This window comes from Flavobacterium sp. PS2 (assembly GCF_046250155.1).
GTDB lineage: Bacteria > Bacteroidota > Bacteroidia > Flavobacteriales > Flavobacteriaceae > Flavobacterium.
Genome location: NZ_CP176426.1, coordinates 1,627,837 through 1,642,394, shown reverse-complemented (window position 1 = coordinate 1,642,394; position 14,558 = coordinate 1,627,837). Strand labels below are relative to the sequence as shown.

Here is a 14,558-nt window from a genome sequence, read left to right as displayed (position 1 = left end):
TTTTATTTTGTTATAAGTCGTTACACAAATATATTGCTATTTCTAAAATACTTTTAGTTAATTTGCATCTAATTATGAAATCACAGCATCAGGTCGTTTTATCACTAGGAAGTAACCAGGGAAACAGGTTAGAAAATATCGAAAACTGCATTAATTTGATACATCAGGAAATTGGAACTGTTGTTCAGGTTTCGAGATTATATGAAACACCTGCTTGGGGTTTTGAGAGTGATGCGTTCTATAATTGCGCTTTGGTTTTACACACAAATACATCGGCACAAAAAATATTAAATCAGGTTTTAAAAGTCGAAAAGCAATTAGGGCGTATCCGTTCAGAACAACAAGGATATCAATCCAGGCTTATAGATATAGATGTGATTATTTTTGAAGATGAAGTTATTGATACTGATAAACTTCAAATTCCACATCCTTTGATGCAAAACCGAAATTTTGTTTTATTGCCTATTCAGGATTTAAACTTAAACTGGAAACATCCGATTCTTCAAAAAACAATTCCAGAATTAATTGCAATAACACCCGACGATAGTGTTTGTACGGTTGTTCAGAATCTGAAAAATCCATTACAGGAAATTCCGATGCAGCGATTTAATTATATTGCTTTTGAAGGGAATATTGGTGCAGGAAAAACGACATTAGTTCATAAAATAGCCGACGATTTTAATGCCAAAACAGTATTAGAACGTTTTGCAGATAATCCCTTTTTACCTAAATTCTATAAAGATCAAAACCGATATGCTTTTCCGCTCGAAATGTCTTTTCTTGCAGATCGTTATCAGCAATTATCAGATGATTTAGCTCAGTTTGATTTGTTTAAAGATTTTATCGTAGCCGATTATCATATTTTTAAATCATTGATTTTTGCCAAAATTACACTTGCCGAAGATGAATATCGCTTGTATCGCAACTTGTTTGATATTATCTATAAGGAAATGCCAAAACCAGATTTGTATGTTTATTTGTATCAAAATACAGAGCGGTTACTGCACAATATAAAAAAACGTGGCAGAAGTTACGAGCAAAATATTTCGGCAGATTATCTAGATAAAATCAACAATGGATATTTAGAATATATTAAATCACAACCAGATTTAAATGTTCTGATTATTGATGTTTCAGATCGTGATTTTGTGAAAAGACATGAAGATTATCTTTTTGTTTTGGAAGAAATTAAGAAAAAAATAGGGTAGTTATTCTTTTCTTAACCAACCCAAAATTCGATCATTGCCAATTATCCATTTGCCTTCTTTTTCAATTAAAGAAAAAACTTCTCTCGATTTGCTAAACGGACCTGGATTTTGCTGTATTATTTCAATCTCATTATCAGTAACATTCGAAACAATTGCAACGTGTCCAAATCGGTTAAAGATGGTTCCGCTATAAATTAAAAGATCATCAGCTTTTGGTTTGCTCACACTCGGATTAGTGTATTGTACCAAATCTCTTTTTTCGTTTCTTTGGCCATCTTTAAGATCTGCATTAAAAAAGTCTTTGGCATGACCATAACTATCAGGCATTTTATGATTAAAATGTTCGTAATAATATCTTTTTACAAATTCTACACATTGGTATTTTAAACCAAGATTGTAATTGTCTGTAGTAAGATTTCTATCAGTAACATTATTTACTCCACCATTGTAATATACGCGAACACCATTTAAACTGTCCAGAGGTTGACCTATGGTGTGTTCTGTATTAAAATTAAATTTTTTAAAAGCCCATATTCCTGAGAAAAGAAATATCAATACCCCAATTAAGATATAAGTCCTGCGTTTAAGTTTCATTGTAATAGTAATGTCGTTGTTTTTATTTTGGCCAATTCATTTTTTGGAATAAATCCCAAACAACGATCCCTGCACTTACAGATATATTAAGGGAATGTTTAGTTCCTAATTGCGGAATTTCGATACAACCATCGCAAATGGCAACAGCTTCCTGAGCTACGCCATATACCTCGTTTCCAAAGACCAAAGCGTATTTTTTACCCTTTTCAACTTCAAAATCTTGTAGAAAAATGGCACTTTCTACTTGTTCGATAGCCAGAGTTGTAACGTTTTCTTTTTTTAGATTTTCAATTACTTCCAATACATTTTCATGATGTTCCCAAGTAACAGTTTCGGTTGCTCCAAGTGCCGTTTTATGGATTTCTTTGTTTGGTGGAGTGGCAGTAATACCACATAAGATTATTTTTTCTATCAAAAAAGCATCAGCAGTACGAAAAACAGAACCTATGTTGTGTAAACTACGAATGTCGTCTAATACTAATATAAGAGGTGTTTTGTCTGAATTTTTAAAGTCGGCAATGGTTTTTCTTTCGAGTTCGCTGTTTTCGAGTTTTCTCATAATTGTTTTAAATTCTAGTAATAAAAAAAGCTTCCAAATATTAAGGAAGCTTTTCGTTTATTTTGTGTTGTTTTACGATTTAGCTTTTTGGAGCTTCATCTGCTAAAACTGTACCTTTAATAGTAAGTATTTTAGTTGGCTGTCCGGCTGCATTAGATGTAACTGTTACAGTTTTTGTAAATGCACCAACTCTGTCAGTAGCATATTTTACACCAATAATACCTTTAGCTCCTGGAGCGATAGGCTCTTTTGGAGAAGTTGGTACTGTACAACCACAAGAACCTTGTGTGTTAGTGATGATTAATGGTTTGTTACCGTTGTTAGTAAAAACAAATTCACGTTTTCCATCTGCATTGTGTGCAATTGTACCGTAATCTATAACTTCATTAACGAAAACCATTCCAGCACCATCAACTTTAGCAGCTTTAGCTTTAGCTTGAGCGTTAGATGTAGCAACACTTAACACTGTAAACATTGCAAGTAAAATTATTTTTTTCATTTTTAGTTTTATTTTTTAATTATTAACAAATTTATATAAAATAATGAAAACGAAACTTAAAATTGCCTTAAAAATATTTTAATTTTTTCAGAGATTCTTTATTCGCTTTAAAATTTATAAATTCGCTGTCATAAAATTTCATTTAAAAACATAGTAATTTGGCAGCGAAAGAGAAAGTGGTGAAAGAAACACCCTTAATGAAACAGTACAACGAAATCAAGAGAAAATATCCTGATGCATGTCTGCTTTTTAGAGTTGGCGATTTTTACGAAACCTTTGGGGAAGACGCTATTAGAGCTTCTAAAATTCTAGGGATAACATTAACGAAACGTGGTGCGGGTTCAGAAACCGAAACAGCTTTGGCTGGTTTTCCGCATCATTCTATTAATACATATTTACCAAAATTGGTAAAAGCAGGACTTCGTGTAGCGATTTGTGATCAGCTGGAAGATCCTAAAATGACCAAAACAATCGTAAAAAGAGGAGTAACAGAACTGGTGACTCCGGGAGTTTCTCTTAATGATGAAGTATTACAGTCGAAAACTAATAATTTTTTGGCATCGGTTTATTTTACTAATAAAAATATCGGTGTTTCATTTCTGGATGTTTCTACAGGAGAATTTCTTACTGCGCAAGGAAATGCGGAGTACATAGATAAGTTATTGCAAAATTTTAATCCAAGTGAAGTTTTAGTTCCAAAGCATAATAAGAGTGATTTTAAAGATGCCTTTGGAGAAGATTTTCATAGTTTTTATTTAGAAGATTGGATTTATAAGGAAGATTACGCTTTTGAGATTTTGACGAAACATTTTCAAACCGTTTCCTTAAAAGGTTTTGGAATAGAAGAATTAAAAGAAGGAATCATTGCTTCGGGAGCAATCTTGTATTATTTATCCGAAACACAACATAATAGAGTACAACATATAACTGCAATTCAGCGTATTGCTGAAGATGCTTATGTGTGGATGGATCGTTTTACGATTCGTAATCTGGAATTATATCATAGTTATAATCCAAATGCAGTTACGCTTCTGGATGTTATCGATAGAACGCTTTCGCCAATGGGTGGACGTTTGCTAAAACGATGGCTGGCATTACCTCTTAAAGATAGTAATAAGATAAAAAGTCGTCATGAAGTAGTAGCGTATCTAAAGGAGAATCAAGAAGTATTACACGATATTCAGTATCAAATTAAACAAATATCCGATTTAGAACGTTTGATTTCTAAAATTGCAGCGGGGAAAGTTTCTCCTCGTGAGATTGTTTATTTAAAGGAATCTCTGGATGCTATAATTCCGATAAAAGAACTTGCGCTTAAAAGCCCACAAGAAGCGGTAAAAGTAATAGGAGATAGTTTGCATAGTTGTGAATTATTGCGTGAGAAAATTAAAACGACCTTAAATCAGGAATCAGCACCAGTATCTATTAATAAAGGAAATGCTATTGCAAAGGGGATCAGTGAAGAATTGGATGATTTACGAGCAATATCGACTTCAGGAAAAGAATATTTAGAAGGGATTGAAACCAGAGAATCGCAAAGAACAGGAATTACTTCTTTGAAGATATCATTCAATAATGTTTTTGGATATTATATAGAAGTTCGAAATACGCATAAAGACAAAGTACCTGCAGAATGGATTCGTAAACAAACGTTGGTAAATGCAGAGCGTTATATAACTGAGGAATTAAAAGAATACGAAACTAAAATTCTAGGAGCCGAAGAGAAAATTCATAAAATAGAGTTGGAGCTTTTTGAACAATTAGTTTCTTGGATTACAACATATATCAAGCCCGTGCAAATGAATGCAAGCTTGGTAGCACAATTAGATTGCTTGTGTTCGTTTACGCAACTAGCAGTCGAGAATAAATACGTTTGTCCGGAAATAGATGAATCTTTCGAATTAGAAATTAAAAACGGAAGGCATCCTGTTATCGAAAAACAATTACCAGTTGGAGTACCTTATATCGCTAATGATGTTTTCTTAGATAGAGAAACGCAACAAATAATAATGATTACTGGACCCAACATGTCTGGTAAGTCTGCTATTTTGCGTCAAACAGCTTTAATTGTATTGCTGGCTCAAATGGGGAGTTTTGTTCCTGCGGACAGTGTTAGGATGGGAATGGTTGATAAGATATTTACCAGAGTAGGAGCGTCGGATAATATTTCGATGGGAGAATCGACTTTTATGGTCGAGATGAACGAAACTGCTTCTATCCTGAATAATATCTCAGACAGAAGTTTGGTCTTGTTAGATGAGATAGGAAGAGGAACTAGTACTTATGATGGAATTTCGATTGCGTGGGCAATTGCTGAGTTTTTACATGAGCATCCGTCAAGACCTAAGACTTTATTTGCTACGCATTATCATGAGTTAAATGAAATGACTGATTCGTTACCAAGAATTCAGAATTATAACGTTGCAGTAAAAGAACTAAAAGATACCGTTCTTTTTATCCGAAAACTGGTAAAAGGAGGTAGCGCGCATAGTTTTGGTATTCATGTGGCAAAAATGGCTGGAATGCCTCAAATTGTAATCTTGAAAGCACAGAAGCTTTTAAAGAAATTAGAGAAAGACCATTCAAGTGATGCGTTAAACGGAGTTAAATCAGATAATGACGAGATGCAAATGAGTTTCTTTAATCTGGATGATCCGTTATTAGAAGAGATAAAAGAAGAGATTCTAAATCTTGATATAAATGCGATAACCCCAGTAGAAGCGCTGATGAAGCTTAATGAGATAAAAAGAATGATTACGAGGAAATAATTTCAATTTTTAAAGAATACGTTATCAGAATGTTATGTTTTTTGTGTAATTTTTTTTCAAAAAAGGCTTGTTTAATTCAATAAATGTCCTAAATTTGCACTCGCAATACAGAACAATTCAAGTGTTGTAGTTCTTAAATAAAAATGAAATGCGAAAATAGCTCAGTTGGTAGAGCGCGACCTTGCCAAGGTCGAGGTCGCGGGTTCGAGCCCCGTTTTTCGCTCAACATCACATAATGCTCGGATGGTGAAATTGGTAGACACGCTGGACTTAAAATCCAGTGAACAGCAATGTTCGTGCGGGTTCAAGTCCCGCTCTGAGTACTAAAAACCTCTTCTTTTTGAAGGGGTTTTTTTATTTTACAAAAGTTTGTAATCTTAAAAGTAAACTTAATAATACTTGATTATGAGCTTTGAATAAATCTTCGTTGGTTTTGAGATCAGTAATCTAGAAGTCTGGGGTTTTGTAATCAACAATCTAAAAATTTAAAATATAAATGGGTGCTTTCGTGATAAGTAAGAGGTTTAATGATGAGTATAAATTTGTGTTTACTTCCAGAAAAGGCAAAGTGATATTTACAAGTTTGAGTTACGAGTTGAAGTTTGAGGGTGAAGAGGATATTGAGAAGTTTAAGGCAAATATTGATCAGGCTAGGTTTTTGAAATTTAAAGGTTCTGGTGGTAAGTATTTTTTTAAATTGATGTTGGGTGAGGTTCATTTTGCTACAAGTCGAAAATACACTACGGAATTGCTTTTGCAGAAAGGAGTTAAGGAAATAGTAACTTATGCTGCGAGGTCTGAAACTTTGGATTTTTCATCAAGTGAATCTATTTTTGAAGATGAAGTTGTTGAGGAGGAGATGGAAGATTAGGAAAGAGATAAATTCTAATAAAAAGAAATCCCAAATTCCAATACTGTAAAAGGTTGGGATTTGGGATTTTTTTTTTTTTTTTTTTTGCTTTTTAAATTCTATTGCTTGAATTTGGACCCGAGCGATAGCGAACAGGCGAAGCAATTTTGAAATATTAGAATTTCAAAAAATATAAGCACAAAAAAAAACCATCTCAAGGATGGTTTTAAAAATTTTAGAATCTAGGTTCTAATTATTTTTTTGCAGCTTCAGTTGCAGTTTTAGCAGCATCAGTAGCAGTAGCAGCAGCAGAATCAACTACAACAGCAGCAGAATCAACTACAGCAGCAGCAGAATCAACAACAACAGCAGCAGAATCAACTACAGCAGCAGCGTCGTCAGCAGGAGCAGCGTCAGCTTTTTTACAAGATACAACAGTTAAAACAGCAACAACAGCTAAACTTAAAAATACTTTTTTCATCTTACTTTATTATAAAAGGTTAATTATTAATTCGTGGCAAAGATATAAATTTTTTAATATGTAAAATATTTTTTTATTTTTTTTTTAAAATATTCTTCGTTGCCTACGTTTATCTTATTATCAATTAACGTGCCAAAAACGTTAAAAAGCTTTTAGAGGTAATGAATTAATGTTTAAAGGGGTGTTTTTTAGTAAAAGGCACTCGGCAAGACTAGTAAATACGGTACTTTTTTATTTTTTATTGGATTAATCTCTGTAGAAATGGATTGATATTGGTTGTGAAAATTTGAAATTCTAATTTATTTTATCTGGAAACAGTCGAAAAATTATGATTTGAATAACATGTTTTATGATAATTTAGGGAGAGAGATTAAATAGTACTCATAATTTTATCGGTAGCTCCTTTCTTGTTTTGAACGTAAGACTTGCAAATTAATCCTTTCTTGTTAAGGTGGTTTTTATCTGTAATAAGGCTGTTAAATTCTTTTTTCAGTTCTTCCGTAGTAGTAATAGATATGCAGCCTCCTAATTGTACAAGTTCTGTGGCTTCGGCAAAATGGGAATAATTTGGTCCAATTATAATAGGAAGGCCAAAAGTTGCAGGCTCGAGAATATTATGAACGCCAGGATTTCCGAAACCACCGCCTACATAAGCAATCGTTGCGTAGCTATATATCTTGGTTAGTATTCCAACAGTATCAATTATAAATACATCATAATCTGCTAGGTTCTTGCCTTTTTTTTCAGAAAACAGAATTGTCTTCTTAGTAATAGATTGTTGTAGCGCAGTAATTTGTTCTGGTTTGATGTTATGCGGAGCGATAATAAATTTTACACGCTCTTGGGTAGTATTGATATATTCTGTTAATAAAACTTCGTCCTTGGGCCATGAACTGCCAATAACAATAGTAGTTGTGTTGTTTTTAAACTCAGCAATAAAATCTAAAGTATTGTCACGTTCTAAAATAGCAACAACACGATCAAATCGGGTATCCCCCGAAATAATTACGTTCTTATATCCGATAGATTCGATTTTGTTTTTGGAGCTTTCGTTTTGAACAAAAAAATAAGTAAAGGCATCAAGCGCTTTTTTATAAAAACCACCATACCATTTAAAGAATATCTGATTGTCTCTAAAAATTCCCGAAACTAAATAAGTAGGGATATTGTTTTTCTTTAGTTCATTAAGGTAGTTTAGCCAGAACTCATATTTGATAAAGAATACCATTTCTGGGTGAGCAAGTTTTAGAAATTGCTTAGCATTATATTTAGTGTCCAATGGCAAATAAAGCGTTACATCAGCAACAGTATTATTCTTTCTGACTTCATAACCTGAGGGAGAAAAGAAAGTAACAATGATTTTATGAGAAGGGTATTTTTCTTTTACTTTTTCAATAACGGGTAATCCTTGCTCATATTCGCCTAGAGAAGCAGCGTGAAACCAAATCGTTTTGTCTGAGGGTTTTATCTTTTCTTTAAGGATAGTAAAAACATCTTTTCTTCCGTTTACAAAAAGTCTGATTTTTGGACTAAAAAGGGCTACTATTTTTAATAAAAAGGCTACAACAAAAACGATTAGATTGTATAGAAAAAGCATAGTTAAATATTTGGGGCTAAAATACGTTTCTTTCAATTATTTTCATTGGTTTAAACTCATTAAATAACTATTTTTGTTGCTCGTTTTCGGAAGTATTATTTTGAAGGTCAATAGAAATGTGGCTTTCTTTATTCGGGAACGCAAACTTTAAATTAGAATATCGAAATGAAAAAAATTCAAATGGTTGACTTAAAAAGTCAATATGATAAAATAAAAGTAGCTGTAAATGCTTCAATTCAAGACGTTTTAGATACAAATACATATATTAATGGACCATTAGTTCATGAATTCCAAAAAAATCTTGAAGCCTATTTAGGAGTAAAACATGTTATTCCTTGTGCAAACGGTACAGATGCATTGCAAATCGCAATGATGGGGTTGGATTTAAAACCAGGAGATGAAGTTATTACTGCCGATTTTACTTTTGCAGCAACTGTAGAGGTGATTGCTTTGTTGCAATTAACTCCAGTTTTAGTAGATGTCGAGATGGATAGTATGAACATTTCTATCGATGCAATTAAAAAAGCAATTACTCCAAAAACTAAAGCAATCGTTCCGGTACATTTGTTCGGACGTGCTGCTAATATGGATGCAATTATGGATCTTGCCAAGGAACATAATTTGTATGTAATCGAAGATAATGCACAAGCAATAGGAGCTGATTATGTTTCTAAATCTGGTGCAAAAACCAAAGTAGGAGTTATGGGGCATGTAGCTGCAACTTCTTTCTTTCCATCTAAAAACTTAGGTTGTTATGGAGATGGTGGAGCAATTTTTACAAATGATGATGCTTTGGCACACATTATTCGTGGAATTGTAAATCACGGAATGTATGAGCGTTACCATCATGATGTAGTGGGTGTAAATTCACGTTTAGATAGTATTCAGGCAGGAGTTTTAAATGTAAAACTTCCATTATTAGATGAATATAATAAAGCACGTCGTGAAGCAGCAACAAAGTATAATGCTGCATTAGCAGGTCATGCTAACATTATTACGCCTTCATTTAATGCTAACGAAAATGACCACGTTTTTCATCAGTATACTTTACGAATTATAAATGCAGACAGAAACGGATTGTTGCAACATTTACAGGATAAAGGAATTCCTTGTGCAATTTATTATCCAATTCCGTTGCATTCACAAAAAGCCTATGTTGATGTTCGTTATAAAGAAGAATATTTCCCAGTAACTAATCAATTGGTACAAGAAGTATTGTCGTTGCCAATGCATACTGAGCTTGACGATGAGCAAATTAAATTCATTACCGATAGTGTAATTGAGTTTTTAAAATAAACCAGACTAAATAAATAGCCAAAAAATAACCAAGAAATGAAAGTATTAGTAACAGGGGGATTAGGATTTATCGGTTCGCATACCGTAGTCGAATTGCAAAATGAAGGCTTTGAAGTTGTAATAATTGATAATCTTTCTAATTCTTCAGAAGATGTTTTAAAAGGTATTGTAGCCATTACAGGTAAAACGCCTTTATTCGAAAAATTAGATTTAAGAGAAAAGGCTGCAGTGCAAAACTTCTTTAAGAAATATAATGATGTTACTGGGGTAATTCATTTTGCGGCATCAAAAGCGGTTGGAGAAAGTGTTGAAAATCCACTTTTGTACTACGAAAACAATATTAGTAGCTTGGTGTATCTTTTACAAGAGTTACAGCAAAAACCTGAAGCTAGTTTTATATTTAGTTCTTCTTGTACGGTTTACGGTCAAGCCGAAAAAATGCCAATTACAGAAGATGCTCCTGTGCAACAACCAATATCTCCTTATGGAAATACCAAGAAAATTGGTGAAGAAATTATTAGAGATACTGCAAAAGCAACTAATATCAATGCTATTTTATTGCGTTATTTTAATCCGATTGGAGCACATCCATCAACAGAAATAGGAGAGTTACCGATTGGAGTTCCTCAAAATTTAGTTCCTTTTATTACACAAACCGGAATCGGATTGCGTCAGGAATTATCAGTTTATGGAGATGATTATCCTACAACCGATGGTACTTGTGTTCGTGATTATATTCATGTCGTCGATTTAGCAAAAGCACATGTTGTGGCTCTGCAAAGATTACTGAATAAAAAGAATCTGGATAAAGTAGAGACATTTAATCTGGGTACAGGAAAAGGAAGTTCTGTTCTTGAGGTGATTACAAGCTTTGAAAAGGTAAGTGATAAAAAATTACCATACAAAATTGTAGCGCGAAGAGAAGGTGATATTACCGAGGCCTATGCAAATACAGCAAAAGCTAATGATGTGCTGGGATGGAAAGCTCAATCAACGCTTGATGAAGCGATGAAAAGCGCTTGGAAATGGGAAGAAAAGATAAGAAATAAAGTTTCTTAATTTAAAATAGATAGTATTTTAAAAGTCCCAAATTATAGCATTATAATTTGGGACTTTTTTATTTAAAAGACATAGTATTAGCGATGCAACAAAAGCCAGATTATAAATTATATCTCTGCATGGCAACAGTAGGGATTGTGTGGGGAACAACTTTTTTAGGAATCAGGGTTGCGGTAGAAACAATTCCGCCATGGTTTGTAACTTCTATTCGTCAGGGGTTAGCAGGATTAATAGCGATGACTATTTTACTGTTTAAAAAAGAATTAAAATGGATTGGTTGGGAGAATTTTAAGCACCAATTAATTCCAGCTTTATTAATGATTGTAATTGCAAATGGTTTTACTACAGTTGCGGAACAAACTTTACCGAGTGGGTTAGCATCTATAATGAGTGCTCTATCACCAGTACTTATTTTTATAGGAAGTGTTTTATTCGGATTGCAAAAACCAAGCTTAAAAGGTGTTATAGGAGTAATAATTGGTTTTACAGGAGTTGTTTTTATTTTTAAAGATGGACTTGGTTCATTTTTAGATTCTAATTATCAACACGGACTTATATTTATGAGTTTAGCAATTTTAGGTTGGGCGGCAGGTACAATTTATACAAAGACTCACGCTCATAAATCGAATAATATTACGCTGAATTTATTTTATCAGTTTACTATCGCTACTTTGGTTCAGTTGGTTTTGGCATTTATTTTTTCTCCAAATCCAGATGTGAGTTTATGGAGTACGAGAAGTATTTTTGCAGCTTTGTATTTGTCTGTTTTTGGATCAATACTTGCTTTTTTCTCCTATCATTATGCTTTAAAACGAGTAACGGCTATTCAGGTTTCTATTTTGTCTTACTTTAATACTATAATTGCAGTTTTTTTAGGTTGGTTATTGTTGGACGAAGTAATCACTGTCGATTTTATTATTGCTACGGCACTTATTATATCAGGAGTTTTTATTATCAATTATAAAAAGAAAGAAAAAAAGATTGTATAAAAATCTTGTTTCTAATTAAATAGGAATCCCAAATTATCATCGGGATAGTTTGGGATTTTTTGTTTGGTGTAAAATGTTGTAAATTTGACTGTTAAATAAATTTATCATGAATGCTAAAAAAGAAAACTCCAAAATAAACAAAGTCGAAGAACCTTCGGTTGAATATGAGGTTTCTAAAGCTAAATTTAAGGGGATCGACAAGACTACTTTTGATTTTGATGTAGAGATGAAAAAAGGGTATACGCCCGAAGAGGCAAAAGCAGAATCTATTAAACGAATACGTGAGTGGTGGGGAAAATAAAGCTTGCTTACACATCACATGTAATTAGTTATTTAGATGATTTGGTTCGTGTTTTATATAAAAATGAATATTTTGGTTTTATAGAAACGGCTGAAGAATATGTTTTGAATATTTATGATTTTGTTTCTGGAAATATTAAATCAAGTCAGCATAGAATAACTCCTAAAAGACTACAATCCTTAGGTTCAAATTACATTTTCTATAAAGTAAATAAAAGAACTACATGGTTTATTTTCTTCGAAAAGCAGAATGAAAACTTCTTGATTACGGGAATTTTAAATAATCATTGCGAAGAAGCAAATGTTTTGTAAATCTATTTTTATTGTAAAATTATATAACTGATACTTAACTCAGTGCTAACGTTTGTTGAGTGAAAATGGCATTTATTTGCTAAAAATATAAACTATGAACTCATTTCAAATTTTAAAAAGTACAATTTTCTTAAGTGCTGTAATTTTGTTATTGGCTTGTGATATGAATGATGATAATCAAACGCCCGAAAATGGAAAATATCCAACTTTAACAGGGGCAAATCCTATTGTAGTGGCTCATCGTGGCGCATCGGGTTATTTGCCAGAGCATACAATCGAAGGATATACAAAAGCTATAGAAATGGGTGCCGATTTTATAGAGCCCGATTTAGTAATGACGAAAGATGGGCAACTAGTAGTTCGTCATGAACCAATGTTGTCTGGAACTACAAATGTGTCAGAAATTCCAGCTTTTGCTTCTAAAAAAACTACCAAAAATATTGATGGTGCAATGATTACCGATTGGTTTGTTTCTGATTTTACTTTGGCGGAAATAAAACAATTAAAGGCGAAACAAGCTTTTGCGGAGCGTTCTCAAGCGTATAATAACAAATATTCGATTCCAACATTTGCAGAGGTTATTGCTTTGGCAAAACAGAAATCAGCACAATCAGGACGTGTTATAGGGATTTATCCTGAAACAAAACACCCTTCTTTTCATGAAGCATTAGGTTTAAAAATCACAGATAAATTATTAGAGATGTTAACTGCGGAAGGTTGGAACAGTGCTTCATCTCCAGTTTATATTCAGTCGTTTGAAGTTTCTAATTTGCAATATATCAGAAGTAAATCAACAGTTAAAATTATCCAGTTGTTAAGTTGCTATGATGTGGCTTTAAATGGTGATTTGATTTTTACAGTTCCCGAAGGAGAGATTATTTCTGATGGAAAACCGTATGATTGGCATTTAAAAGGAGATACTAGAGATTACGGATTTTTTAGAACTCAGGAAGGTTTGGATTTTGTTAAAACATATGCAAATGGTATCGGTCCTTGGAAGCCTTTTATTATTCCTTATAAAGGAACAGATGTAAATAAAGATGGAAAGGCTGATGATATAAATGCCGACGGGAAAGTAGATGATGCTGATAAAGAAGCGTTGTCGCCAACAACTTTAATTTCAGATGCGCATAAAAAAGGATTGTTAGTACATGCTTATACGTTTAGAAATGAAGGAAAACGATTGTTGAGTAATTATAAGAATAACCCAACTTTAGAATATCAGGCTTTCTATAAATTAGGATTGGATGGTGTGTTTTCTGATTTTACAGATACAGCCGTTCAGGCGAGATAATTTGCTTTTTGATATGAACTCTAATTCTGCAAGGTGTTTTTTAAGTCTTGTAGGTATGATATAATGTATATTCTAATATCCTAACAGGTTTTTAAAACCTGTTAGGATATTGTAGAGTTGTTATTTCGGATCGAAAGTTTGCGGAATTTTTTGGTTTTCTTTTTCTTTATCAAAAATCCAGGATATAATCCACCATCTTCCTTCGTTATAGTAAAGTTGTATGCTGTTAATGCCTCTTCGTGCAACAGAACCGTTTTTTACTAATCTAGTTTCGTAAGTGCTCCAAACGTGCGCAATATTTCCAAACACACGAACTTCTCTGTTTATTTCATTTTCATAGAAAGCTGTTTTTGCAACCATATCATCCGTTTCTTTGTGAAACTCTTTAAGAGTCATAGTAGTGTGTTGTAGTTTTCCTGCGGCGTTTTCTAATGGAAAAGAATAGATAGCATTTGAATCATGAAGTGAAAGATCACGTTCCCATTGTCTTTTTTCGCCAGCTTCTCCGGAAACGGCTTCGTATGTAGCTTTCATAATTCCATTAATAGTAGCCACATCTTCCTTTAGAGGATATTTTTGTGCATTCGAAATTTGTGTAGTCATAATAATAGTTAATGTGATTTTTAAAATTGCTTTAATCATTACTGAATTGTTTAATGTTCAGGCAAATGAAAACAAAGTATAAAGCACATGAAACTATTTTATACAGTAGTGTGTAAATACTACACATACTGCTTGTTTTTTTATGTAGA

General features: G+C 32.9%; 15 protein-coding genes and 2 tRNA genes. 11 read left to right on the top strand and 6 right to left on the bottom strand.

The window, feature by feature from the left end; genetic code table 11:
- Positions 1-74 precede the first annotated feature (74 nt).
- Complete coding sequence (gene folK / locus ACJ6WR_RS06960) at positions 75-1,208, top strand: 2-amino-4-hydroxy-6-hydroxymethyldihydropteridine diphosphokinase (protein ID WP_039114789.1); 1,134 nt, start codon at positions 75-77, stop codon at positions 1,206-1,208.
- Here the strand turns inward: folK and ACJ6WR_RS06955 are convergent, their stop codons facing one another.
- The 3 genes from ACJ6WR_RS06955 to ACJ6WR_RS06945 all read right to left on the bottom strand — a co-directional run bounded on the left by ACJ6WR_RS06955 (position 1,209) and on the right by ACJ6WR_RS06945 (position 2,860).
- Entirely contained in the window at positions 1,209-1,802 is a 594-nt protein-coding gene (locus tag ACJ6WR_RS06955; protein WP_409417430.1) for a CHAP domain-containing protein, read from the bottom strand.
- Positions 1,803-1,824: 22 nt separating this feature from the next.
- Positions 1,825-2,361 (bottom strand): RNA methyltransferase, encoded by a 537-nt coding sequence (locus ACJ6WR_RS06950; RefSeq protein WP_039114787.1) that lies wholly within the window; start codon positions 2,359-2,361, stop codon positions 1,825-1,827.
- Between the two features lie 79 nt (positions 2,362-2,440).
- Positions 2,441-2,860: a DUF1573 domain-containing protein gene (locus ACJ6WR_RS06945; protein WP_039114786.1), complete on the bottom strand. Its 420-nt coding sequence runs from the start codon at positions 2,858-2,860 to the stop codon at positions 2,441-2,443.
- Positions 2,861-3,018: 158 nt separating this feature from the next.
- Between ACJ6WR_RS06945 and mutS the strand changes: the two genes are divergently transcribed.
- The 4 genes from mutS (at position 3,019) to ACJ6WR_RS06925 (ending at position 6,499) form a co-directional block, all read left to right on the top strand.
- Positions 3,019-5,628, top strand: a complete 2,610-nt coding sequence (mutS, locus tag ACJ6WR_RS06940; protein WP_409417429.1) for a DNA mismatch repair protein MutS — start codon at positions 3,019-3,021, stop codon at positions 5,626-5,628.
- Positions 5,629-5,778: 150 nt separating this feature from the next.
- A tRNA-Gly gene (locus ACJ6WR_RS06935) sits at positions 5,779-5,851 on the top strand.
- Positions 5,852-5,865: 14 nt separating this feature from the next.
- Positions 5,866-5,951 (top strand) — tRNA-Leu (locus tag ACJ6WR_RS06930).
- Positions 5,952-6,124: 173 nt separating this feature from the next.
- Positions 6,125-6,499: a hypothetical protein gene (locus ACJ6WR_RS06925; protein WP_039118511.1), complete on the top strand. Its 375-nt coding sequence runs from the start codon at positions 6,125-6,127 to the stop codon at positions 6,497-6,499.
- Between the two features lie 232 nt (positions 6,500-6,731).
- On the opposite strand, the gene ACJ6WR_RS06920 is transcribed toward ACJ6WR_RS06925, so the two are convergent.
- Positions 6,732-6,959: a hypothetical protein gene (locus ACJ6WR_RS06920; RefSeq protein ID WP_035617948.1), complete on the bottom strand. Its 228-nt coding sequence runs from the start codon at positions 6,957-6,959 to the stop codon at positions 6,732-6,734.
- A gap of 370 nt (positions 6,960-7,329) precedes the next feature.
- Positions 7,330-8,556: a 3-deoxy-D-manno-octulosonic acid transferase gene (locus ACJ6WR_RS06915; RefSeq protein WP_409417428.1), complete on the bottom strand. Its 1,227-nt coding sequence runs from the start codon at positions 8,554-8,556 to the stop codon at positions 7,330-7,332.
- Positions 8,557-8,721: 165 nt separating this feature from the next.
- On the opposite strand from ACJ6WR_RS06915, the gene ACJ6WR_RS06910 reads away from it, so the two are divergent.
- From ACJ6WR_RS06910 to ACJ6WR_RS06885, 6 genes are all read left to right on the top strand, one after another.
- Positions 8,722-9,852, top strand: coding sequence for a DegT/DnrJ/EryC1/StrS aminotransferase family protein (locus ACJ6WR_RS06910; protein WP_039118508.1), 1,131 nt, complete (start codon positions 8,722-8,724; stop codon positions 9,850-9,852).
- 36 nt (positions 9,853-9,888) lie between these two features.
- Positions 9,889-10,911, top strand: coding sequence for a UDP-glucose 4-epimerase GalE (gene galE, locus ACJ6WR_RS06905; protein ID WP_409417427.1), 1,023 nt, complete (start codon positions 9,889-9,891; stop codon positions 10,909-10,911).
- A gap of 83 nt (positions 10,912-10,994) precedes the next feature.
- A complete protein-coding gene (locus tag ACJ6WR_RS06900; RefSeq protein WP_039118506.1) occupies positions 10,995-11,900 on the top strand; it encodes a DMT family transporter in 906 nt (301 codons plus the stop codon).
- Positions 11,901-12,006: 106 nt separating this feature from the next.
- Entirely contained in the window at positions 12,007-12,201 is a 195-nt protein-coding gene (locus tag ACJ6WR_RS06895; protein WP_409417426.1) for a hypothetical protein, read from the top strand.
- Complete coding sequence (locus ACJ6WR_RS06890) at positions 12,189-12,512, top strand: hypothetical protein (protein WP_409417425.1); 324 nt, start codon at positions 12,189-12,191, stop codon at positions 12,510-12,512. The genes ACJ6WR_RS06895 and ACJ6WR_RS06890 overlap by 13 nt, the downstream gene beginning before the upstream one ends.
- A 94-nt stretch (positions 12,513-12,606) precedes the next feature.
- On the top strand, positions 12,607-13,806 hold the full coding sequence (locus ACJ6WR_RS06885) for a glycerophosphodiester phosphodiesterase (RefSeq protein WP_039114776.1): 1,200 nt from the start codon (positions 12,607-12,609) through the stop codon (positions 13,804-13,806).
- A gap of 120 nt (positions 13,807-13,926) precedes the next feature.
- Here ACJ6WR_RS06885 and ACJ6WR_RS06880 read toward each other — a convergent pair whose 3' ends face one another.
- The gene (locus ACJ6WR_RS06880) at positions 13,927-14,448 is read right to left on the bottom strand and encodes a hypothetical protein (RefSeq protein ID WP_409417424.1); all 522 of its coding nucleotides are present in this window, start codon (positions 14,446-14,448) and stop codon (positions 13,927-13,929) included.
- Between the last annotated feature and the right edge of the window lie 110 nt (positions 14,449-14,558).

Bases quoted from the DNA above. Each gene is read 5' to 3' on its own strand.
- ACJ6WR_RS06955 (WP_409417430.1), bottom strand. From the start codon at position 1,802: ATGAAACTTAAACGCAGGACTTATATCTTAATTGGGGTATTGATATTT.
- ACJ6WR_RS06900 (WP_039118506.1), top strand. From the start codon at position 10,995: ATGCAACAAAAGCCAGATTATAAATTATATCTCTGCATGGCAACAGTA.
- ACJ6WR_RS06880 (WP_409417424.1), bottom strand. From the start codon at position 14,448: ATGATTAAAGCAATTTTAAAAATCACATTAACTATTATTATGACTACA.
- ACJ6WR_RS06945 (WP_039114786.1), bottom strand. From the start codon at position 2,860: ATGAAAAAAATAATTTTACTTGCAATGTTTACAGTGTTAAGTGTTGCT.
- galE (WP_409417427.1), top strand. From the start codon at position 9,889: ATGAAAGTATTAGTAACAGGGGGATTAGGATTTATCGGTTCGCATACC.
- ACJ6WR_RS06925 (WP_039118511.1), top strand. From the start codon at position 6,125: ATGGGTGCTTTCGTGATAAGTAAGAGGTTTAATGATGAGTATAAATTT.
- ACJ6WR_RS06885 (WP_039114776.1), top strand. From the start codon at position 12,607: ATGAACTCATTTCAAATTTTAAAAAGTACAATTTTCTTAAGTGCTGTA.
- ACJ6WR_RS06950 (WP_039114787.1), bottom strand. From the start codon at position 2,361: ATGAGAAAACTCGAAAACAGCGAACTCGAAAGAAAAACCATTGCCGAC.
- ACJ6WR_RS06910 (WP_039118508.1), top strand. From the start codon at position 8,722: ATGAAAAAAATTCAAATGGTTGACTTAAAAAGTCAATATGATAAAATA.
- ACJ6WR_RS06920 (WP_035617948.1), bottom strand. From the start codon at position 6,959: ATGAAAAAAGTATTTTTAAGTTTAGCTGTTGTTGCTGTTTTAACTGTT.
- folK (WP_039114789.1), top strand. From the start codon at position 75: ATGAAATCACAGCATCAGGTCGTTTTATCACTAGGAAGTAACCAGGGA.
- ACJ6WR_RS06915 (WP_409417428.1), bottom strand. From the start codon at position 8,556: ATGCTTTTTCTATACAATCTAATCGTTTTTGTTGTAGCCTTTTTATTA.
- ACJ6WR_RS06895 (WP_409417426.1), top strand. From the start codon at position 12,007: ATGAATGCTAAAAAAGAAAACTCCAAAATAAACAAAGTCGAAGAACCT.